The 20,990-nt window shown below is 67.2% G+C and carries 18 protein-coding genes; 7 read left to right on the forward strand and 11 right to left on the reverse strand.

Annotated features, from left to right (window positions below; translation table 11 throughout):
• Positions 1-70: 70 nt before the first annotated feature.
• The 4 genes from BGO82_RS14920 to BGO82_RS14935 are packed head-to-tail and all read left to right on the forward strand — an operon-like array spanning position 71 to position 2,873.
• Positions 71-1,384, forward strand: coding sequence for an NAD(P)H-dependent oxidoreductase (locus tag BGO82_RS14920; protein ID WP_291306490.1), 1,314 nt, complete (start codon positions 71-73; stop codon positions 1,382-1,384).
• A complete protein-coding gene (locus BGO82_RS14925) occupies positions 1,384-1,932 on the forward strand; it encodes an NAD(P)-dependent oxidoreductase (protein WP_291306399.1) in 549 nt (182 codons plus the stop codon). Before BGO82_RS14920 ends, BGO82_RS14925 begins: the two co-directional genes overlap by 1 nt.
• 60 nt (positions 1,933-1,992) lie before the next feature.
• Positions 1,993-2,325, forward strand: a complete 333-nt coding sequence (locus BGO82_RS14930) for a hypothetical protein (protein ID WP_291306400.1) — start codon at positions 1,993-1,995, stop codon at positions 2,323-2,325.
• Positions 2,322-2,873, forward strand: a complete 552-nt coding sequence (locus BGO82_RS14935; RefSeq protein ID WP_291306401.1) for an isochorismatase family protein — start codon at positions 2,322-2,324, stop codon at positions 2,871-2,873. The genes BGO82_RS14930 and BGO82_RS14935 overlap by 4 nt, the downstream gene beginning before the upstream one ends.
• 164 nt (positions 2,874-3,037) lie before the next feature.
• On the opposite strand, the gene BGO82_RS14940 is transcribed toward BGO82_RS14935, so the two are convergent.
• The 8 genes from BGO82_RS14940 to dps all read right to left on the reverse strand — a co-directional run bounded on the left by BGO82_RS14940 (position 3,038) and on the right by dps (position 14,691).
• Entirely contained in the window at positions 3,038-4,198 is a 1,161-nt protein-coding gene (locus tag BGO82_RS14940) for an ABC transporter permease (RefSeq protein ID WP_291306402.1), read from the reverse strand.
• Positions 4,195-5,145, reverse strand: coding sequence for an ABC transporter ATP-binding protein (locus BGO82_RS14945; protein WP_291306403.1), 951 nt, complete (start codon positions 5,143-5,145; stop codon positions 4,195-4,197). Before BGO82_RS14945 ends, BGO82_RS14940 begins: the two co-directional genes overlap by 4 nt.
• Positions 5,142-6,089 (reverse strand): HlyD family efflux transporter periplasmic adaptor subunit, encoded by a 948-nt coding sequence (locus BGO82_RS14950; protein WP_291306404.1) that lies wholly within the window; start codon positions 6,087-6,089, stop codon positions 5,142-5,144. The genes BGO82_RS14945 and BGO82_RS14950 overlap by 4 nt, the downstream gene beginning before the upstream one ends.
• A gap of 10 nt (positions 6,090-6,099) precedes the next feature.
• Complete coding sequence (locus BGO82_RS14955; protein ID WP_291306405.1) at positions 6,100-6,762, reverse strand: TetR/AcrR family transcriptional regulator; 663 nt, start codon at positions 6,760-6,762, stop codon at positions 6,100-6,102.
• A 476-nt stretch (positions 6,763-7,238) separates the two neighbouring features.
• On the reverse strand, positions 7,239-8,657 hold the full coding sequence (locus BGO82_RS14960; RefSeq protein ID WP_291306406.1) for a glutamate synthase subunit beta: 1,419 nt from the start codon (positions 8,655-8,657) through the stop codon (positions 7,239-7,241).
• 2 nt (positions 8,658-8,659) lie between these two features.
• A complete protein-coding gene (locus BGO82_RS14965; protein ID WP_291306407.1) occupies positions 8,660-9,007 on the reverse strand; it encodes a hypothetical protein in 348 nt (115 codons plus the stop codon).
• Complete coding sequence (gene gltB / locus BGO82_RS14970; RefSeq protein ID WP_291306408.1) at positions 9,004-13,707, reverse strand: glutamate synthase large subunit; 4,704 nt, start codon at positions 13,705-13,707, stop codon at positions 9,004-9,006. The genes BGO82_RS14965 and gltB overlap by 4 nt, the downstream gene beginning before the upstream one ends.
• 510 nt (positions 13,708-14,217) lie before the next feature.
• Positions 14,218-14,691 (reverse strand): DNA starvation/stationary phase protection protein Dps, encoded by a 474-nt coding sequence (dps, locus tag BGO82_RS14975; RefSeq protein WP_291306409.1) that lies wholly within the window; start codon positions 14,689-14,691, stop codon positions 14,218-14,220.
• Positions 14,692-14,778: 87 nt separating this feature from the next.
• Here dps and BGO82_RS14980 point away from each other — a divergent pair, with 87 nt between their 5' ends.
• Positions 14,779-15,282, forward strand: a complete 504-nt coding sequence (locus tag BGO82_RS14980) for a shikimate kinase (RefSeq protein ID WP_291306410.1) — start codon at positions 14,779-14,781, stop codon at positions 15,280-15,282.
• Between the two features lie 97 nt (positions 15,283-15,379).
• On the opposite strand, the gene BGO82_RS14985 is transcribed toward BGO82_RS14980, so the two are convergent.
• Positions 15,380-15,829: an Hsp20 family protein gene (locus BGO82_RS14985; protein ID WP_291306411.1), complete on the reverse strand. Its 450-nt coding sequence runs from the start codon at positions 15,827-15,829 to the stop codon at positions 15,380-15,382.
• A 221-nt stretch (positions 15,830-16,050) separates the two neighbouring features.
• On the opposite strand from BGO82_RS14985, the gene BGO82_RS14990 reads away from it, so the two are divergent.
• Positions 16,051-16,191 carry a hypothetical protein gene (locus BGO82_RS14990; protein WP_291306412.1) on the forward strand — a complete coding sequence of 47 codons (141 nt, stop codon included), beginning with the start codon at positions 16,051-16,053 and terminating at the stop codon, positions 16,189-16,191.
• A 217-nt stretch (positions 16,192-16,408) separates the two neighbouring features.
• Complete coding sequence (locus BGO82_RS14995) at positions 16,409-17,383, forward strand: alpha/beta hydrolase (RefSeq protein ID WP_291306413.1); 975 nt, start codon at positions 16,409-16,411, stop codon at positions 17,381-17,383.
• A 48-nt stretch (positions 17,384-17,431) separates the two neighbouring features.
• On the opposite strand, the gene ligD is transcribed toward BGO82_RS14995, so the two are convergent.
• Positions 17,432-20,002, reverse strand: a complete 2,571-nt coding sequence (gene ligD / locus BGO82_RS15000; protein ID WP_291306414.1) for a DNA ligase D — start codon at positions 20,000-20,002, stop codon at positions 17,432-17,434.
• Complete coding sequence (locus BGO82_RS15005; RefSeq protein ID WP_291306415.1) at positions 20,002-20,892, reverse strand: Ku protein; 891 nt, start codon at positions 20,890-20,892, stop codon at positions 20,002-20,004. Before BGO82_RS15005 ends, ligD begins: the two co-directional genes overlap by 1 nt.
• Between the last annotated feature and the right edge of the window lie 98 nt (positions 20,893-20,990).

Below are 20,990 nucleotides of genomic sequence, written 5' to 3' on the forward strand. Positions count from 1 at the left end.
CCGCAATCTCCCGTTTCCCTCGCTCACCTTCAATGCTAGACCCCGCCGCGACATGCCGACCTACCAGCCTTTGACCAATGTGCATCTGACCGGGCTTGCCCGCGACCTGGCCCGGCGCGCCGACGAGAACCGGCCGATCCGCATCGGCGTCATCGGCTCGGGCGAGATGGGCACCGACCTCGTAACCCAGGGCATGCTGATGCGCGGCATCGAGGTGGCGGCCATCGCCACGCGCCGGCCGCACACCGCGCTCGAGGCCACCGCGATTGCCTATGGCGACACCTCGCACGCCGTCGAGGCCGAGACGCTGGGCAAGGTGTCGGCCGCCATCGGCCAGCACAAGCTCGCCATCACCTCGGCCGACGTGCTGGTCAAGACGCCCGAGATCGACGTGGTCATCGACGCCACCGGCAAGCCGGGCGTCGCCGCCGACTACGATCTGATGGCGATGGAGCACGGCAAGCACCTGGTGATGATGAACGTCGAGGCCGACGTCACCATCGGGCCCTACCTCAAGCAGCAGGCCGACCGGCTGGGGGTGGTGTATTCGGTGGGCGCCGGCGACGAGCCGTCGAGCTGCATGGAGCTGATCGAGTTCGCCACCGCGCTCGGCTACCGCATCGTGTCGGCCGGCAAGGGCAAGAACAACCCGCTCAACCACGACGCCGTGCCCGACGATTATCGCGAGGAAGCGGCGCGCCGCAACATGAACCCGCGCATGCTGGTGGAGTTCGTCGACGGCAGCAAGACCATGGTCGAGATGTGCGCCATCGCCAACGCCACCGGCCTCGTTCCCGATGTTCCGGGCATGCATGGCCCGAAGGCCGACCGCGACCAGATGGTCAAGGTGCTGATCCCCAGGGAAGATGGCGGCATCCTTGACAGCAAGGGCGTCGTCGACTTCACCATCGGCAAGGGCGTGGCGCCCGGTGTGTTCGTGATCGTCGAGGCCGAGCATCCGCGCATCATCGAGCGCATGGACGATCTGCACGTCGGGCACGGGCCGTATTATTCGTTCTTCCGCCCCTACCATCTGACCTCGCTGGAAGTGCCGCTGACCGCCGCCAGAATCATGCTCTACGGGCGCCCCGACATGGTGCCGCTGCCCAATCCGGTGGCGGAAGTGTGCGCCGTGGCCAAGCGCGACCTCGCGATCGGCGAGAGCTTCGATGCCATCGGCGAGACCTGCTACCGCAGCTTCATCCTCAGGATCGGCGACGCCCGCGCCAAACAGGCCGTGCCGGTCGGACTGCTCGAAGGCGGCAAGGTGATCGCGCCGGTCAGGAAGGGCGAGCTCTTGACCCGCCACAATGCCGCGCCCGACCAGACGACGCGGCTCTATGCGCTGCGGCAGCGGCAGGACCAGATGTTCGGGCTGAGCTGATGGCCATCCTCATCCTCGGCTCCGAGGGCAATATCGGCCGGCGCCTGCGCGCCGCGTTTCCCGGCGCCATCGGCATCGACCGCGCCGCCGGCGCCGACATCGTCGCCGACCTCGCCGACCTCGACTACGACGCCCCGGCGATCCGCGCCGCCTTTGCGCAGGCCGAGGGCCTGATCCACGTCGCCACCTCCTACGACGTCGACGATCCGCCCGCGGTGCACTGGGCCGCGGTGCGCGACACGGCGCGGCTGCTCGCCGCCTGCGACCGCTACGACATCAAGCGCGTGGTGCTCCCCTCCTCCGACTGGGCGCAGCCGCGCACCCGCTGGGCGGCGCACCAGATCAACCCCTATGGGCATTCCAAGCGCGTGTTCGAGGCGATGGCCGAGATGTACAGCGCCACTCCCGGCCGCGTCGCCGTGGCCCTGCGCTTCGGCTGGGTGCCGCGCCACCCCGACGAGCTGCTGACCGCCAGCGACTGGCTCAAGGCCAATTACTGGGACGACGCGCGGCTGGTCGGCCAGGTGCATGGCGCGCTCGGGCTGTAGCGTCGGATGCCGGTGAGCAGATGGACTGGACGGCGAGTTTTCAACCATTCGGGGCACACCATGATCTGGCTCTATGATCTGGCTTATTTCGTCGGCGGCATGTTCCTTGCAAACGCCGTTCCACATTTCGTGCATGGCGTTGCGGGCAAGCCGTTTCAATCGCCCTTTGCCCGGCCGCGCGGCATCGCGCAATCGAGTTCGGTGGTCAACATGGCGTGGGCGCTGGTGAACCTGGTCATCGCCTGGCTGCTGCTCGCGCGGGTCGGCAGCTTCGACCTGCGCGATCTCGGCGACGCGCTGAGCCTCGGCATCGGCGTGGCCTTCATCGGCCTGTTCCTCGCCTATCATTTCGGCCGCCACAATGGCGGCAACAGCCCGGCGACAACGCCATGAGCGTGTCCCGGCTCGATCCCGTCGCCGCCCTCGTCGTCATCGACCTGCAAAAGGGCGTGCTCGGCATGCCGACGGCGCATCCGGCCGCCGACATCCTGGCGCGCGCGGCGCGCCTTGCCGCTGCCTTCCGCGCGAAAAACCTGCCGGTGGCGCTGGTCAACGTCGCTGGCCGCGCCCCGGGCCGCACCGCCAATCCGCGCAATTTCGCCCCGCCGCCGGGCTGGGACGAGCTGGCGCCCGAGCTCGACGCGCAGCCGGCCGACATCCGCATCACCAAGTACAATATCGGCGCCTTCTACGGCACCGGTCTCGACATGCAGCTGCGCCGCCGCGGCGTGACGCAGATCTTTCTTGCCGGCATCGCCACCTCGAGCGGCGTCGAAGCCACCGCCCGCGCCGCCTACGATCACGGCTACAACGTCGTTTCGGTGAGCGACGCGATGACCGACGGCGACGCCGCCGCACACGAGCACGCCGTGACCGTGCAGCTCAAGAAGATCGGCGAGGTGGCGACGACCGATGATGTGCTGGCGCTGCTCGCATCCTAGGCGATGCTTGCAGCGAACATGGGTGAACCTGGTGCGTTGCGGGCAGCGTCACTGTAGCCGAGAGATCGCCCCCCTCACCGGCTTGCCGGCTCGCTCGGCTCGCCAGGTGCGCCCCCTCTCCCCTGGGGGTGAGCCCGACTGCGAGATCGGGGAAGAGGCAAGACCTAGTCCAGCGTCTGCCGGTAGCGCAGCATCGCGATGATCGAGATCACCACCAGGATGGCGCCCAGCGCGAGGCATTCGGCGCCCACGTCGTGGATGTCGCCGCCCTTCAGCATCACGGCGCGGATGATGCGCAGGAAATGCGTGGCCGGCACGCCCTGGCCGATGAATTGCGCCCAGCCCGGCATGCCGGCGAACGGAAACATGAAGCCCGACAGCAGGATCGAGGGCAGGATGGTGAAGAAGCTGAGCTGCATCGCCTGCATCTGGTTGCGCGCCGCGGTGGAGATGAGAAAGCCCAGCGCCAGATTGACCACGATGAACAGGTTGAAGCCGACGAAGAACGCCCACCAGCTGCCGTCGAACGGCACCTGGAACACCAGATAGGCCGAAATCAGGAACACGATGGTCTGCACGTAGCCGACGAACACATAGGGCAGAATCTTGCCCAGCATCACCTCGAACGGCCGCACCGGGGTGGCGATCAGCATCTCCATGGTGCCACGCTCGGTTTCCTTGACGATGGCGACGGCGGTGATCATCACCATGGTCATCGAGAGGATGATGGCGAGCAGGCCCGGCACGATGTTGGTCGAGGTCTTGCCCTCGGGGTTGTATTCGCGGTGCACCACGATCGAGAACGGCGGCGGGCTGCCGGCTTTCGCCAGCGGCCCGACCAGCGCCTCGCCCACCGCCGATTGCACGATGCCCGAAAGCGCCGCCGCGGCGCCGCCGACCGCCGAGGGATCCGATGCGTCGGCCGCGACGAGAATTTCCGGCGCTCGCCCCCGTACCACGTCGCGCTCGAAATTCTGCGGGATCACCACCACGAAATTGGCGTCGCCGCGCCTCAGCGCCTCTTCGCCGGCGGCGGTGCCGGCCACGGGCCCGCGAAAATCGAAATAATCCGATTGCTGCATGGCGGCGATCACCGCGCGGGTGATCGGACCATTGTCGCCCATTTCCACCAGCGTCGGCAGGTGCCGCGGGTCGGCGTTGATGGCAAAGCCGAACAGGAACAGCTGAATCAGCGGCAGCCCGATCATCATGCCGAAGGTGACGCGGTCGCGCCGCATCTGGATGAATTCCTTGTAGAGCACGGCGCCGAAGCGGCGCAGCGAGAAGCCGCTGCGGCGCGACAAGATCTCCTTCGCCTCGGTCATGCCGCCACGCCCTGCGGGTCGCCGGCGAAATTGTCGCGCGCCCCCGCCATCAGGTAGATGAACGCCTCCTCGAGGCCGGCGACCTGCTTGCTCCAGCGATGCGTGCCCTCGGCCTCGAGCCGCCGAACCGTGGCCTCTAGCGCCGGCCTGTCGGTGCCCGAAACGTGCAGCACCGCCCCGAAGCGCGCCACCTGCTCCACCCCCGGCTCGTGCTTCAGCCGCTCTTCGAGCCGCGCGAGATCGGGGCCTTCGACCCGCCAGGTCTCGAGCCCGACCAGCCTGGGGATGTCGGCCGAGGGGCCGTCGATCAGCTTCCTGCCATAGGCGATGTAGGTGATGAAATCGCATTGCACCGCCTCGTCCATGTAGTGGGTCGAGACCAGCACGGTGACGCCCCCGGCGCTCAGCCGCCGGATCTCGTCCCAGAAATCGCGCCGCGCCTTGGGATCGACGCCGGCGGTGGGCTCGTCGAGCAGCAGCAATTGCGGCTCGTGCAGCAGGCAGGCGGTGAGCGCCAGCCGCTGCTTCCAGCCGCCCGACAGCGAGCCGGCGAGTTGCTTCTGCCGGTCGGCGAGGCCGAGATCGCGCAGCGCCGCGTCGACCCGCTCGCGCCGCCGGTCGAGCCGGTACATGCGGGCGACGAAATCGAGGTTCTCGCGGATGGTCAGATCCTCGTAATACGAGAATTTCTGCGTCATGTAGCCCACCGCCTCCTTGATGCGGCCGGCCTCGTGCCGCACGTCGAGGCCGAGGCAGGTGCCCTCGCCCTCGTCCGGCGTCAGCAGCCCGCACAGCATGCGGATGGTGGTGGTCTTGCCCGAGCCGTTGGGGCCGAGGAAGCCGTAGATGGCGCCGCGCGGCACGCGGATGTCGAAATGATCGACCACCGTGCGCGTACCGAAGCGCTTGGTGAGGCCGCGCACATCGATGACGGCGGTGTCGCTCATTGCAGCGGCTCGATGCTCACCGGCTGGCCAGGGCGAACGGCGTTCTGCTGATCGAGCCGCGCCTCGGTGAGAAAGCTCAGCCGGCTGCGTTCGTCGCGCGAATAGATGATCGGCGGGGTGAATTGCGGATCGGAGGCGAAGCGGCTGATGGTGGCGGTGAGGCCGGCGGCGCAGCCGTCGCAACTGACCCGCACCTGCTGGCCGAGCGCGAAATGCTGCCGGTCGGCCTCGCTCAGATAGAACAGCACTTTCATGCTGCCGGCGCCGCTCAGCGACACGACCGGCGCTCCGGCCGCTGCCACCTCGCCGGCCTTGTAGTAGAGCTGCTCGATGCGGCCGTCGGCGGGCGCCGTGACGGTGCGCATGTCGAGCGCCACCTTGGCGCTGGCGGCATCGGCGTTGGCCGCCGCGACATTGGCCTCGGCGGCGATCTGCTGCGCGTCGCGCGCCGGCAGCTCCTGCACCTTGAGCTGCGCCGTGAGCTGGTCGACCGCCGCCTGCGCCGCCTTGACCGTGGCCTTGCTTTGGTCGAGCGTCGCCACCGGCGTCAGCCCGCGATCGAACAGATCCTGCGTGCGCGCGAGGTTCTGCTGCGCGAGGCTCAGATCCGCCTCGGCCTTCATCAACTGCGCCTTGGTGACGTCGATCTCTTCCTGCCGGCTGCCCGTCTGCAGATTGGCCAGCGTCGCCTCGGCGGCGTCGGCCCGCGCCCTGGCGGCGTCGTACTGCGCCTGCTGCTGGCTGGTATCGAGTACGAACAGCACCTCGCCCTTGCGCACGAGCTGGCCGTCGGTCACCGGCAGCGCGGCGATGGGACCGGCCGTGGCCGCGGCGGCATAGAGGTAGTCGTCCTCGGCGTAGCCGTTCCAGGCCGGCGGCGCGGCCGGGCCGAAGCCGGGCAGGATGGCGACGAGTCCCGTCAGCCAGGCAAGAACGGTGCCCATGCGCGCCTCCTCAGGTCGCCATGAAGCGGCGCTCGCGCTGCGGTGCGCTGAGGCCGTCGAACAGGATGGTCAGGTGGTTGTCGATCAGCCGCTCGATCTCGAGCCCGCCCGCCGGCCGGATGCCGAACAGCTCCGACATCAGCATGTGGGCGATCACCGGCCCGATCACCGAGCGCAGCGTCAGCTCCGGATCGACCGGCCGGAAATAGCCCTCGCGCACGCCGCTGGCGATCAGCGCCGAAACCGCCGGGATGACGCGGTCGAGCACCTCGCGCCGGTACATCTGCGCCAGCTCGGGGAAGTTGACCATCTCGCGCACCAGGAGGCGCGGGATGGCGACGAGCATGGGGTCGGCGAGCCGGCCGGCGACCATCTTCAGCACCGTGCCGATCACCGACCGCGGATCGCCGGCGTAGTTCTCGAGAAAGCCCAGCGCGTTGTCGGCGATCGGCCGCACCGCCCGCTTCACCAGCCCCTCGAGGATCGCCTCCTTGCTCGGAAAATAGAGGTACACCGCCCCTTTGCTGAGCCCGGCGCGCGCCGCGATGTCCTCGACCCGCGTGGCGGCGAACCCCTTTTCCACGAACAGCGCCAACGCCGCATCCAGCACCTCGTCCGGCCGCGCCTCGGCCCGCCGCCGGAATTTCGGCCCCCGTTGCAAGGCATCTGCCATGCGATCACTCCAACTGACTGCTCGGTCAGTAATGTAATAACCGACCGGTCAGTCAGTTGCAAGGGGAATGGGGATGGGGGGACGGGAGAAGTGGGGCGGAGGGTGCGGCTGGGAGCGAGCGGGAGTGGGAGAGGCGGTGCGGTGGTGAGGCTTGCGCGTTACGGGCAGCATTTCCGTGACCGAGACATCGCCTCCTCACCCGATTGCCAGGCTCGCTGATGCTCGCCAAGCGCGCGACCCCGGATCAAGTCCGGGGGCAGGCTCTCTCCCTGACGGGACGAGGTGCAGCTGGCTGTGGGATCAAGAGAAACGAAAGCGCCGCAGTCGGGTCCTTCCCCTGCGCAGCGGGGGAAAGTGTCGCGAAGCGACGAAAGGGGGCGGGCCACCGGCACGGTGGTTGGGGCCGCCCCCTCCACCACGCTGCGCGTGGTCCCCCTCCACCGCAAGCGGGAGAGGAGTCCCGACTGCCGCGGTGCTTACCGCGGCAGCGTTGTGGCGCCCATCAGGGTCTGGTCGATGGCGCGAGCGCATTGGCGGCCTTCGCGGATGGCCCAGACCACCAGCGATTGGCCGCGGCGCATGTCGCCGCAGGAGAACACCTTCGGCCGGCTCGTCTGGTAGCGTACCGTGTCGGCCTGCACGTTGCCGCGCCGGTCGAGCTCGACGCCGAACTGCTTGAGCATGCCGTCCTGCACCGGGCCGAGAAAGCCCATGGCGAGCAGCACCAGATCGGCCTTGAGCTCGAACTCCGTTCCAGCAATGGGCTGGAACTTGCTGTCGGCGCGGGCGCAGATCAGCTTCCTGACCTGCCCGTTCTCGCCCTCGAAGCGCACCGTGGCCACCGCGAAATCGCGCGTCACGCCCTCTTCCTGCGACGACGAGGTGCGCATCTTCATCGGCCACAGCGGCCAGGTGAGCTCCTTGTTCTCCTTGAGCGGCGGCGCCGGCATGATCTCGATCTGCGTCACCGACAGCGCCCCCTGGCGGTTGGAGGTGCCGATGCAGTCCGAGCCGGTGTCGCCGCCGCCGATCACCACCACGTGCTTGCCGCCGGCGAGGATCGGCTTGACGTTGTCGAGCGGCTCGTCGGAGACGCGGCGGTTCTGCTGCGGCAGGAACTGCATGGCGAAGTGGATGCCGTCGAGCTCGCGCCCGGGGATCGGCAGATCGCGCGGCAGCTCGGCGCCGCCCGCCAGCGCAATGGCGTCGTACCTGTCCTCGAGCTCGGCGACGCTGACGTCGCGGCCGACATGCACGCCGTAGTGGAAGGTGACGCCTTCGGCCTCCATCTGCGCGACGCGCCGGTCGATGTGCCGCTTCTCCATCTTGAAGTCGGGGATGCCATAGCGCATCAGCCCGCCGGCCTTGGCGTTCTTTTCATAGAGATGCACATCGTGGCCGGCACGGGCGAGCTGCTGCGCGCAGGCGAGGCCCGACGGCCCCGAGCCGATCACCGCGACCGTCTTGCCGGTCTTGACCGGATTGATCTCCGGCGTGATCCAACCGCTCTCCCAGCCCTTGTCGACGATGGCGCATTCGATCGTCTTGATGCTCACCGGCTGCTCGATGATGTTGAGCGTGCACGCCGCCTCGCACGGAGCGGGGCAGATGCGGCCGGTGAATTCGGGGAAGTTGTTGGTCGAGTGCAGATTGCGCAGCGCCCGTTGCCAGTCACCGCGATAGACGAGGTCGTTCCAGTCGGGGATCTGGTTGTTGACCGGGCAGCCGGTATGGCAATAGGGCACGCCGCAATCCATGCAGCGCGCCGCCTGGTCGCGCGTACCCTTGTCGCCGAGCGGAATGACAAATTCGGCGTAGTTCTGCAGCCGATCCTTGACCGGAAGATAGTCGCGGTCGTCCTTGTCGATTTCGAGGAAGCCGGTGATCTTGCCCATGACTAATTCCTCCCCTTGGGCAAAGCCCCAGCGGTCATCTTGATATTTCCAGCCCTGTCCCGCACGCACTCTCCTCCATTGGCATACCAGCGCCCCTGTAGTTTGAGATTGCGATCTAGAACGTGCCTACTCAACCTGAGCAGACTCATTTCGCTCGTGCACATCGTCATCACCGCCTCGACGCTGCTGCCTTGCATCGGGTAAACGAACGTCTTGGGCGGCGGGGTCGGATCGTCGGTCAGTTTTATGTAGCTGAGCTGAACCCAGTAGTTGACGGGCGCTGCAGCGGCGGGAGCCGCCACTCCGGCAAGCAACAATCCTGCAGCCGAGAGGATGACGGGATACCTCATTCCGCTGCGACCTGCAGCCGGGCCTGTTCCTTTTCGAGCTCGGCGAGAGCCCGGCGGTATTCGACCGGCATGACCTTCTTGAACCTGGGCAGATAGTGCGCCCAGTTGTCGAGGATCCTGGCCGCCACGCTCGAGCCGGTGAAGCTCTTGTGCCGGGTGATCAGCGCCTTGAGGCGGTCGGCGTCGCCCGAGCCGAGGTTGGACATGATCTCGACCAGCCCCGAGGTCTCGAGGTCGCCGCCATGACCGTAGTCGCGCTCGGAGATCATCTCCTCCTCGACCACCGGCTCCAGCGACACCATCGACATGTTGCAGCGGCTCTCGAACGTGCCGTCCTCGTCGAGCACATAGGCGATGCCGCCCGACATGCCCGCCGCGAAATTGCGGCCGGTCTTGCCCAGCACCGCGACGACGCCGCCGGTCATGTATTCGCAGCCATGGTCGCCGGTGCCTTCGACCACCGCCGCCGCGCCGGAATTGCGCACCGCGAACCGTTCGCCGGCGATGCCGCGGAAATAGCACTCGCCTTCGGTCGCGCCGTAGAGCGCCGTGTTGCCGATGACGATCGACTCTTCCGGCCTGGCCGCCGACTTTTCCGACGGGCGCACCACCAGCCGGCCACCGCTCAGACCCTTGCCGACATAGTCGTTGGCCTCGCCGACGAGGTCGAGCGTCACGCCATGCGCGAGGAAGGCGCCGAAGCTCTGTCCGCCGGTGCCCGTCAGCGACACCGCGATGGTGTCTTCCGGCAGGCCCGCCTGGCCGTAACGCCGCGCCACCTCGCCAGAGAGCATGGCGCCGGCCGAGCGGTCGGTGGAGTTGATCGTCTCGCCGATCTGCACCGGCGTTCCGGTGTCGAGCGCGCCCCTGGCCTTTTCGATCAGCCGGCGGTCGAGCACCTTGTCGATCGGATGGTTCTGCGTCTCGCTGTGATGGATGGCGACGCCCTCGACCGTCGGCGGCTTGTGGAACAGCCTGGAGAAATCCAGCCCCCTCGCCTTCCAGTGCGACACCGCCTCGGTCTTGTCGAGCATCTGCATCTGCCCGACCATCTCGTCGAAATGCCGGTAGCCGAGCGCGGCCATCAGCTCGCGCACCTCCTCGGCGACGAAGAACAGGTAGTTGATGACGTGCTCGGGCTTGCCGGTGAAGCGGGCGCGCAGCACCGGGTCCTGCGTGGCGATGCCCACCGGACAGGTATTGAGGTGGCACTTGCGCATCATCACGCAGCCCGCCGCGATCAGCGGCGCCGTGGCGAGGCCGAACTCGTCGGCCCCCAGCAGCGCCCCGATGACGACGTCGCGGCCGGTGCGGATGCCGCCATCGACCTGCACCGCGATACGGCTGCGCAGCTTGTTGGCGACCAGCGTCTGGTGCGTCTCGGCGAGGCCGATCTCCCACGGCGAGCCGGCATGCTTCAGCGAGGTCAGCGGGCTCGCGCCGGTGCCGCCCTCATAGCCCGAGATGGTGACGTGGTCGGCGCGCGCCTTGCTCACGCCCGCGGCGACGGTGCCGACGCCGACCTCGGAGACGAGCTTCACGCTGACCTGCCCCGCCGGGTTCACGTTCTTCAGATCGAAGATGAGCTGCGCCAGATCCTCGATCGAATAGATGTCGTGGTGCGGCGGCGGCGAGATCAGCCCGACGCCCGGCGTCGAGTGCCGGACCTTGGCGATGATGGCGTCGACCTTGTGGCCGGGAAGCTGGCCGCCCTCGCCGGGCTTGGCCCCCTGTGCCATCTTGATCTGCATCATGTCGGAATTGACCAGGTATTCCGCCGTGACGCCGAAGCGGCCCGAGGCCACCTGCTTGATGGCCGAACGCATGGAATCGCCGTTCGGCAGCGGCGTGAAGCGGTCCACCTCCTCGCCGCCCTCGCCGGTGTTCGACTTGCCGCCGATGCGGTTCATGGCGATGGCGAGCGTGGTGTGCGCCTCGCGGCTAATCGAGCCGTAGGACATCGCTCCAGTCGAGAACCGCTTGACGATCTCGGCGGCCGGCTCGACCTCCTCCAGCGCCACCGGCGCGCGCCCGTCCTCGTCGGCGCCCTTGATGCGGAACAGCGAGCGGATGGTGACGTAGCGGTCTTCCACCGTGTTCACCAGCCGCGCGAATTCGCGGTACTTGTCGCGGGCGTTGCCGCGCGCCGCGTGCTGCAGATTGCTGACCGTCTCCGAGCGCCACATATGCGCTTCGCCGCGGAAGCGGAAGGCGTAGTCGCCGCCGACCTCGAGGCTGTCCTCGAGCACCGGGCTGTCGCCGAACGCCTCCTGGTGGCGGCGCACCGTCTCCTCGGCGATCTGCATGAGCCCGGCGCCCTCGATGGTGGTGGCGGTGCCGGTGAAATAGGTGTCGACGAAATCCGAGCTCAGCCCCACGGCGTCGAAGATCTGCGCGCCGCAATAGGACTGGTAGGTCGAAATCCCCATCTTGGCCGTGACCTTGAGGATGCCCTTGCCGATCGCCTTGATGTAGCGGTGCACCAGCTCGTGCTCGTCCACCTCCTCAGGGATGTCGTTGGTCTGCGCCCGCATGGCGAGCAGCGTGTCGAACGCCAGATACGGGTTGATCGCCTCGGCGCCATAGCCGGCGAGCGCACAGAAATGGTGCACCTCGCGCGCCTCGCCGGTCTCGACCACAAGCCCCACCGACGTACGGAGGCCCTTGCGGATCAAATGATGGTGCACGCCCGCCGTCGCCAGCAGCGCCGGGATGGCGATGCGGCCCGGCCCGACCAGCCGGTCGGAAAGGATGATGATGTTGTCGCCCGAATGCACCGCCATCTCGGCGTCGGAGAACAACTGGTCGAGCGCGTCCTTCATGCCCGCGGCGCCGAGCTCGGCCGGATAGGTGATGTCGAGCGTCTTGGAGCGGAACGGATTGTCGGCCATCGCCCCGATGGCGCGGATCTTTTCGAGATCGGCGTTGGTCAGGATCGGCTGGTGCACCTCGAGCCGCTTGCGCGAGCTGTGCCCCTGGTGGTCGAGGATGTTGGGCCGCGGACCGATGAAGCTCACGAGGCTCATCACCGATTCCTCGCGGATCGAGTCGATCGGCGGGTTGGTGACCTGCGCGAAATTCTGCTTGAAATAGGTGTAGAGCAGCTTCGACTTGTCCGACATCGCCGAGATCGGCGTGTCGGTGCCCATCGAGCCCACCGCTTCCTGCCCGGTGGTCGCCATGGGCGGCAGAATGAGCTTCAGATCCTCCTGCGTATAGCCGAAGGCCTGCTGCAGATCGAGCAGCGGAACGTCGTTCTGCGGCGCCTGCGGCGCCACTTCCGGCAGGTCCTCGAGCACGATCTGGGTGCGCGCCAGCCACTGCTTGTAGGGCTGCGCCTTGGCGAGCTCGGCCTTGATCTCCTCGTCCGAGACGATGGCGCCCTTCTTGAGGTCGATCAGCAGCATCTTGCCCGGCTGCAGCCGCCACTTGCGCACGATCTTTTCCGGCGGCACCTTCAGCGTGCCCATCTCGGAGGCCATGATGACCTCGTCGTCGTCGGTGACGATGTAGCGCGCCGGCCTCAGGCCGTTGCGGTCGAGCGTGGCGCCGATGTGGACACCGTCCGAAAAGCACATCGCGGCCGGGCCGTCCCACGGCTCCATCAGCGCCGCGTGGTACTCGTAGAAGGCGCGCCGGTCCTCGTCCATCAGCGGATTGCCGGCCCACGCCTCGGGGATCAGCATCATCGCCGCGTGCGGCAGCGAATAGCCGCCGCGCATCAGGAATTCGAGCGCGTTGTCGAAGCAGGCGGTGTCCGACTGGCCGGGATAGGAGATCGGCCACAGCTTCTGGATGTCGGCCCCGAACAGCTCGGAGCTGACCGACGCCTGCCGCGCCGCCATCCAGTTGACGTTGCCGCGCACCGTGTTGATTTCGCCGTTGTGGCAGACGAAGCGATAGGGATGCGCCAGCCGCCAGCTCGGGAAGGTGTTGGTCGAGAACCGCTGGTGCACCAGCGCCAGCGCCGAGGAAAATTCGGGATCGCTGAGATCACTGTAATAGGCGCGCAGCTGCGCCGCCAGGAACATGCCCTTGTAGACCAGCGTTCTGCAGCTCATCGACACGACGTAGAAGTCGTTCGGCTTGCCCTCATAGGCCGAATAGATCTTGCCCGAGCATACCTTGCGAATGATGTAGAGCTTGCGCTCGAACGCCTCGTCGTCGGCGATGCTACGGCCGCGGCCGATGAACACCTGCCGGTGATAGGGCTCGGTCGCCGCGATCTCGGGCGATCTCGACAGCGAGGAATTGTCGTGCGGCACGTCGCGCCAGCCGAGCACGGTCTGGCCCTCGTCCTCGATGACCTTCTCGACCACCTTCTCCAGCTTGACGCGCAGGTCTGCGTCCTGCGGGAAGAAGATGTGCGACACCGCGTAATGGCCGGGCTCCGGCAGCGTCACGCCCTGCCTGGCCATTTCGCGCACGAAGAAGGCGTGCGGGATCTGCACCATGATGCCGGCGCCGTCGCCCATCAGCGGGTCGGCGCCCACGGCGCCGCGATGCTCGAGGTTCTCGAGGATGTCGAGGCCGTTGCTGACGATCTTGTGCGAGGCGCGGTTCTTGAGATCGACGATGAAGCCGACGCCGCAGGCATCGTGCTCGCGCAGCGGATCGAACAGCCCGAACGCCTGAGGGCGGTTCGCGGGTGCGATGGCGCGGTCCGGAATGAGGGCGGCGGGAGAGCGAGACTGTGCCATCGGCGATGTCCTTCGATCAGAGAAATCAGGTCAGGGGGAGCCGGCAAGCCGGCGCGTCGGTCCTTTCAGGGCAGGAAGGTTTTCGTTTTATCGGCTCGGTATCGGTCATTGGCGTCCACGCTCCGTCTGTCTTACCCACGATTGCCGGGCGGGGGCCCGGATCGTGATGAGTGCAGCCCGTGAGGGCAAGTCACAATGTCAACAGGGAGCGGCGCTGCATCCAAATGGCCGCTCATTCGGGCACGAAGCCCCGCCTTCCGTTTCCGCTCTCGACGAACGGGCCAGCCGGTCCGGCGTGCGGCCAGTCCGGGGAGACCGGATGCCCGCGCGATTAAGACAGCAAAGCTGTCCTATCGAGGCTACATTTGCACAACTCTAAACTGCGGGCAAGCGCACTCTGCGACTTTTTCGTGGCAGCAGGTAAAATGCTCAAATCTTGGGCAGCAGACTGCCTAAAATACGTGCGGCGCCCTCACGGACGCCGCATCAGGCAGGGAGACAGATGGACCGTTATTCGAGATGGCTCTTGAGGAACCACATGTCCTTGTCGAGGTCGCGCGAGAACGCGGTGAAGATGTCGGAGGTGCCGGCATCGCCCGCGTCGTCGGCGGTGTCGATCGCCTCGCGCACCGATTTGCTGAGCGCGCCGTAGCGCTCGACCAGCGCGCCGACATGGTCGGCCACCTTCTTGATGTCGGTCGGATAGGCCGGCAGCGCGCTCTTGTCGCCGACGATTTGCGTGGTGCCCAGCGCCACGCCGTCGAGCTGCGCCACGCGCTCGGCCACGGTGTCGATGTTGTTGTCGAGATTGGTGCGCAGCATGTCGAGCAATTCGTGCACGGCGATGAAGGTCGGGCCCTTGAGGTTCCAGTGCGCCTGCTTGACCGCCAGCGCCAGATCGATCGTATCGGCGAGCCGCGCATTGCACAGCTCGACCATGGCGGTCTTGGTGTTGGACTTGAGGCCGATATCGGGGGATTTCATGGGAAACTGTCCTGTTGACGCTGCAATGGGTGCAAAACCCATACGATAGCTAGGCGGTTCCGTCCGGGACAAAAAGGGCATCCGGGCATGGCGGGCACGATGACGCAGGCGATCTTCTTCAGCGGCCCGATCGGCGCCGGCAAGACCACGCTCGGCCGCGCCGTCGCGGCGCGTCTCGGCGCCGCCTTCCTCGACGGCGACGATTACGCCGAGCACGACCGCCCCTGGTACGCCTCGAGCCTCGGCACCAGCCGCGGCATCGCCGAGGCGCTGCTGGCGGCGCTGCGGCAGCACCCGGCGGCAATCGTCGCCTATCCGCTGCGCTGCACCAATTATCTCTATTTCCGCCGCCGCCTGGCCGATGCCGGACATGGCTGCCTCGTCGTCAATCTCGGCGCCTCCTACGACGCGCTCGTCAACGCCGGCCGCGGGCGGGTGTTTTCCGCCGACGAGCGCGCCCGCATCGCCGAAATGCTGGCCCAGGGCTACGCCGACCGGCCGTTCGGCGATCTCGCGGTCGACACCGCCGCCGCCGGTTTCGCCGCCACCGTCGACATCCTCGTCGCCCGCCTGCGCCCGCGCCTCGGCTGACACGCAAAAGGCGCGGACCCTGCCGGATCCGCGCCCCAATTCCAATCGCCTGCCGGTCAGGAGAGGGCCTGATTGAGCAGGCCGTTCGTGACCGGAATTAGTTGACCTGCTCGAGCACCTTCGGGGCGTTGCCCTTGATCTCGATGGTGCGGGCCTTCTTGGACTCGGGCAGCTCGCGCTTCAGCTCGATGTGCAGCAGGCCGTTCTCGAGCGCGGCGCCCGACACTTCCACATACTCGGCAAGCTGGAAGCGCAGCTCGAAGGCGCGCTCGGCGATGCCGCGATGCAGGAATTCGCGCTTGTCCTCGGAGGCCGGAGCCTTGGCGCCTTTGACGACGAGGCCGTTCTCCTTGGACTCGATCACGAGGTCGCTCTCGGCAAAGCCGGCGACGGCGATCGAGATGCGGTAGGCGTCATCGCCGACCTTCTCGATATTGTAGGGTGGGTAGGTCTTGGCCTCCTGGCCGACGAGGCCGTCGAGGCGGTTGAACAGCCGGTCGAAGCCGACGGTCGAACGATAGAAGGGGGAAAAATCGTAGGTCTGCATTTCACATTCTCCGTGTGAGCAACGTGGTTCTGGCGGGTGTCCCACGCGCCCTCCCGCACATCGGCGAAGGCGCATTCCCGGGTGGCCCGGTCCCCGGCGTCAACCGGCGGACAGCATGGAGATAGGTCGGGGTTTTGGCGGTTCAAGGGTCATTCGGCGGTCATCGATATGCACATAGTATTCACTTGTGTGCAGAACCGAACGCCGCTACGTCACCCGCCATGACCGATCTCGACCACCCGCCTGCCGTCCCGCCGCGCCGCCGCAGGGGCCGGCGGTCCTGGCAGCGCGAGGCGGTGGTGGTGCTGCTGGCGCTGCTGCTGTTTCTGGGCCTCGCCGCCTGGCTCTGCCTCGGCCGCTGAGGCGATTTTTCCCGATGAACGGAATCTGAACGGTCGTCTCAGGGTCGCTTCAGCCTGCCCCTTATAGAACCAGCACTGTGCTCGCTGTCTGCTGCAACGGCACATCGATTGATCCGCCGTCACCCGCCCCCCGCACGGCGATCAATTCTGAGGAAAGCCAGTGTCTCGCAAGGGACGCTGGCTTTTCCGCATCCGGGTCCTGCGCTACGCCAAACCCATGACCGCGATTGTCGACCCCGAGGGGCCAAAGCTCGCCATCCTGCCGTCCAATCCGGCGCCCGAGGGCCTGCGTGCCGGCTATTTCGTCACGCCCGACAAGGTGCGGCTGCGCTACGCCACCTTCCCCAAGACCGAGGGCGCCGCCAAGGGCACCATCTGCCTGGTGCAGGGGCGCACCGAATTCATCGAGAAATATTTCGAGACCATCGCCGATTTCCAGAAGCGCGGCTTCGCCGTCGCCACCTTTGACTGGCGCGGCCAGGGCGGCTCCGACCGCCTGATCGGCAACCGCACGCTCGGCTATGTCCGCAGCTTCGACGATTACTGGACCGATCTGCGCGCCTTCCATGCCAACGTGCTGCTGCCCGATTGTCCCGGCCCGTTCTACCTCGTCGGCCATTCCATGGGCGGGCTGGTGTCGCTGATCGCCGGCACGCGCGACCGCATGATGTTCGACCGCATCTTCGTGTCCGCTCCAATGGTCGGGCTCGACCGCCAGCCGCTGAGCTTTGCCGGCATGGCGGTGCTGAGCGATGCGCTGTCGCTCCTCGGCATGGGCCGCCTGCCGGTCGGCCGCGCCCAGGACGCGCCGCCGACCGAAAAGAGCTTCCCCTCCAATGCGCTGACCTCCGACCTCGTGCGCTACATGCGCACCGTCGACACCTGGCGCGAGCGCCCCGACCTGCTGATCGGCCGGCCCACCTACCGCTGGGCCGCCGCCGCCATGCACGCCATGGCCTATGCCGCCACCGACCGTTTCCCGCAGGCGGTCAAGGTGCCGGTGCTGATCCTCGCCGCCGCCCTCGACCAGGTGGTGTCGACCGCCTGGACCGAGCAGCTCGGCCTCCGGATGCGCACCGGCCGCCACATGGTGATCCCCGCCGCCCGGCACGAGCTGTTCATGGAAAACGACGCCATCCGCGCCCAGGTCTTCGCCGCCTTCGACGCCTTCATCACCAACCAGAGCGCATGAGCCGCCGCAGCGCATGGCGCGACTGGACTGTCGTTCCAGCTGCGGCGGTCAGGCGCCCACCGCCTTCAGCATGGGCTTGGTGATGGCCTGCTTCTGCTTGAAATAATCCGGCCAGGGATCGGCCGCCTGCGCCCGCGCCGCGGCTTCGGCGATCGAAAAGACGTTGGCGGCGGCGATGTCGGGCAGCTCGTCCCAGCTCAGCGGCACGGCGCAGGAGGCCCCCGGCTTGGCGCGGGTCGAGAACGGGCAGACGGCGGTGGCGCCGCGTTCGTTGCGCAGATAGTCGACGAACATGCGGCCCTTGCGGTTGACCTTGCGGATATTGGCGGTGAAGCGGTCGGGCTCGTCGGCCGCGAGCCGCTCGGCGAAGGCGTGGCAGAACGCCTTGACCTCGGGCCATTCCAGCGTCCGCCGCAGCGGCGCGATGACGTGGATGCCCTTGCCGCCGGTGACCATCGGATAGGTCGTGAGGCCGAGCGCGCCCAGCCGGTCGCGGATGTCGAGCGCCGCCTGCCTGGTCGCCGCGAAATCCAGCCCCTCGTCCGGATCGATGTCGAAGATGATGCGGTCGGGCTGCTCCAGCCGGTCGATATGGCTGCCCCAGATGTGGAGCTCGAGCACGTTCATCTGCACATTGGCCGCGAGCCCCGCCGCGTCCTCGATATAGAGGTAGATGTCGGTGGGGCCGGTGGTCTCGGTGATCTTCACCTTCTTGAAGGCGCCGGGGAAACCGCCGGAATCGTGCTTCTGGAAAAACGGCGTCTTGCTGCCGGTGGGCAGCCGCACCAGCGATAAAGGCCGCCGCGCGATGTGCGGCAGCATGCGCTCGGCCACCGCATCGTAGTAGGCGACGAGCTGCGCCTTGGTGATGGCCGGCTCGTAGACGATCTTGTCCGGATGGGTGAGGCGCACGCCGAGGCGGTCGGCGGCGGCGATCCCCATCGCGTCGGTCAGCTCGATCTGCGGCAAGGGCGTCGCCTTCTTCGGTTTCGCTTTGGCCTTGGCCGCCGCGGGCGGCGCCGCCGGAAGCTCCAGCGTCACCTCGCGGCTCGCCTTATCCTCGCGCAAACCCATGAACGAAGGGTGGCGAAGGTGGTTGTCGGGGGTGACCTCCGAATATGCCACCTCCCCCACCAGCTTCGGCTCGACCCAGCGGGCGCGGCGCGAAATGTCGCGCGGGGCGTCGGCGAAGGGCGAGGTCTTGCGCGCCAGCCCGTCGAGCTGCTGCTGCAGCTCGGCGGCGCTTGCCGCATTGAAGCCGGTGCCGACGCGGCCGCGATAGCGCAGCCTGTCGCCCTCCCAGGTGCCCAGCAGCAGCGAGGCGAAGCCGGACTTCTTGTCCGACGGTCGCCAGCCGCCGATGACGAATTCCTGCCGCTGCGTGCACTTGATCTTGAGCCAGTCGCGCGTGCGCTCGCCGAGATAGGGGCTCTGCCCGAGCTTGGCGATCATGCCCTCGAAGCCGCCCTCGCACATGGCGGCGAAGAACTTGTCCCCCTCCCCGACGATGTGCTCGGAATATTGCACCGGATCGCTGGCGCGCGGCTTGCCGAGCAGCTGCAGCAGCCGCGCCTTGCGCTCGGTGAGCGGCAGCCGGCGCAGATCCTCGCCGTCGAGCTCCAGCAGGTCGAAGGCGAAATAGGTGAGCGGCGCGCCCGACGAGAGCGCGTCCTTGAGCGTCGAAAAGTCGGTCTTGCCGTGCTTGAAGGCGACGATCTCGCCATCGATCAGCGCGCTGCCCTTGGTGACGGTGGAAAGCGGTTCCACCAGCGTGTGGAACTGCGCCGTCCAGTCGTTGCCGTGGCGGGTGTAGAGGCGCACCTGCCCCCCCGCGAGCGCGGCGAGGGCGCGATAGCCGTCATATTTCATCTCGAACAGCCAGTCGCGGCCGGTCGGGATGTCGTCGACGAGGGTGGCGAGCTCCGGCGGCTGGAACTCGGGCAGCGCCACCGCGCCGGCGCGGGTCCAGACATTGGCGCTGGGCACCTCGAGCCCGGCGGCCTTGCGCGGACGCTTCGGCGTGCTGCCCTTGGCGATGCCGTCGAGGTCGCGGCCGGTCTCGACGCTGGTGGTGAATTTCTCGGTGAGGCCGTCGCTGCGCGTGGCATAGGCGTCGTCGTGCTTGATCAGCAGCCAGTTCTCGCGCGTGCCGTGGCGGGTCTTCTGGTCGCGGCCCTGCATGTGGACCAGCACCCATTCGCCCTTCATGCGCTTGCCCTTGAGGGTGAATTTGAGCTCGCCCCTGGCGAGGCCCTGGTGCGGATCGCCGATCGGCTCCCAGGTGCCTTCGTCCCACAGCATCACCGTGCCGCCGCCATACTGGCCGGCGGGAATGGTGCCCTCGAAGCCGCCATAGTCGAGCGGGTGGTCCTCGACGCGCACCGCGAGGCGCTTGTCGGCGGGGTTCGTCGACGGCCCCTTGGTGACCGCCCAGCTCAGCAGCACGCCGTCGAGCTCGAGGCGGAAATCGTAGTGCAGGCGCGTCGCATCGTGCTTCTGCACCACAAAGCTCAGCGCCCTGGCCTTGCGGCGGCCGGGCTTGCCGGCCGGCTCGGCGGTTTTGCCGAAATCGCGCTTGGCGTTGTACGCCTTGAGCTTGTCGCTGGAGGTGGCCGGCATCAGCTCGCCTTCCGGCGCGGCGCCGCCTTGGCCGCGGCCTTCTTGGCGGGCGCCTTCTTCGCCGGCGCCTTGCGGGCGGCGGATTTGGCCGGCGTGCGCTCACCGCTTTCGAGGCTCTTCTTCAGCGCCGCCATCAGGTCGATGACGTTGCCCGATTCCTGGCGCGGCTTTTCCTCCTCGACCTCGATGCGCCGGCCCTTCGATTTGAGCTTGCGCTGGATCAGCTCGCGCAGCGCCGCCTGGTAGTGGTTCTTGTACTCGGTGGGATCGAACTTGGCCGTCTTCTTGTCGATCAGTGCCGTCGCCACCTCGAGCAGGTCGGGGTCGGCCGATTTGGCGGGAATCTCGGAAAAGAAGCTGTCGGACTTCCGGATTTCCTCCTGGTAGTGCAGGGTTTCGAGCAGCATGCCCTTGCCGCAGGGGCGGATGGCGACGAGGTATTCCTTGCCGCGCAGCGCCAATTGCCCGAGGCCGACGCGCTTCGATTTGCGCAGCGCGTCGCGAACCACGCGGAAGGCGTCCTCGGCCAGTTCGTCGGCCGGCACCAGGAAATAGGCGCTGTCATAGTAGAGCGGCGGGATTTCCGCCTCGTCGACGAACTGCACCAGATCGAGCGTCTTCTTGGTTTCGAGCTTCACCGCGTCGAGCTCGTCGTCCTCGAGCAGGACATATTCGCCCTTTTCGTACTCGTAGCCCTTGCGGATCTCGTCGGCCGGCACCGGCCCGACGCCGTCGACCACCTTCTGGTAGTGGATGCGCTTGCCGGTGGGCGCGTGAATCTGGTTGAAGCTGGTCGTCGCGCCGGATTTATGGGCCGGAAACATCTCGACATTGATCGAAACCAGGCTGAGGCGGAGCTGTCCCCGCCAGATCGGCCGCGCTGCCGCCATGGTTCATACCTCGTTCAGACACACCACAGTCGATTCAACGGAACTTTGCGGGCATTCGTTCCGGCTCCATTGCGTCGAGCCCGCGCGCCACATACTTG

It is taken from the genome of Devosia sp. 67-54 (assembly GCF_001899075.1).
Classification (GTDB): domain Bacteria; phylum Pseudomonadota; class Alphaproteobacteria; order Rhizobiales; family Devosiaceae; genus Devosia_A.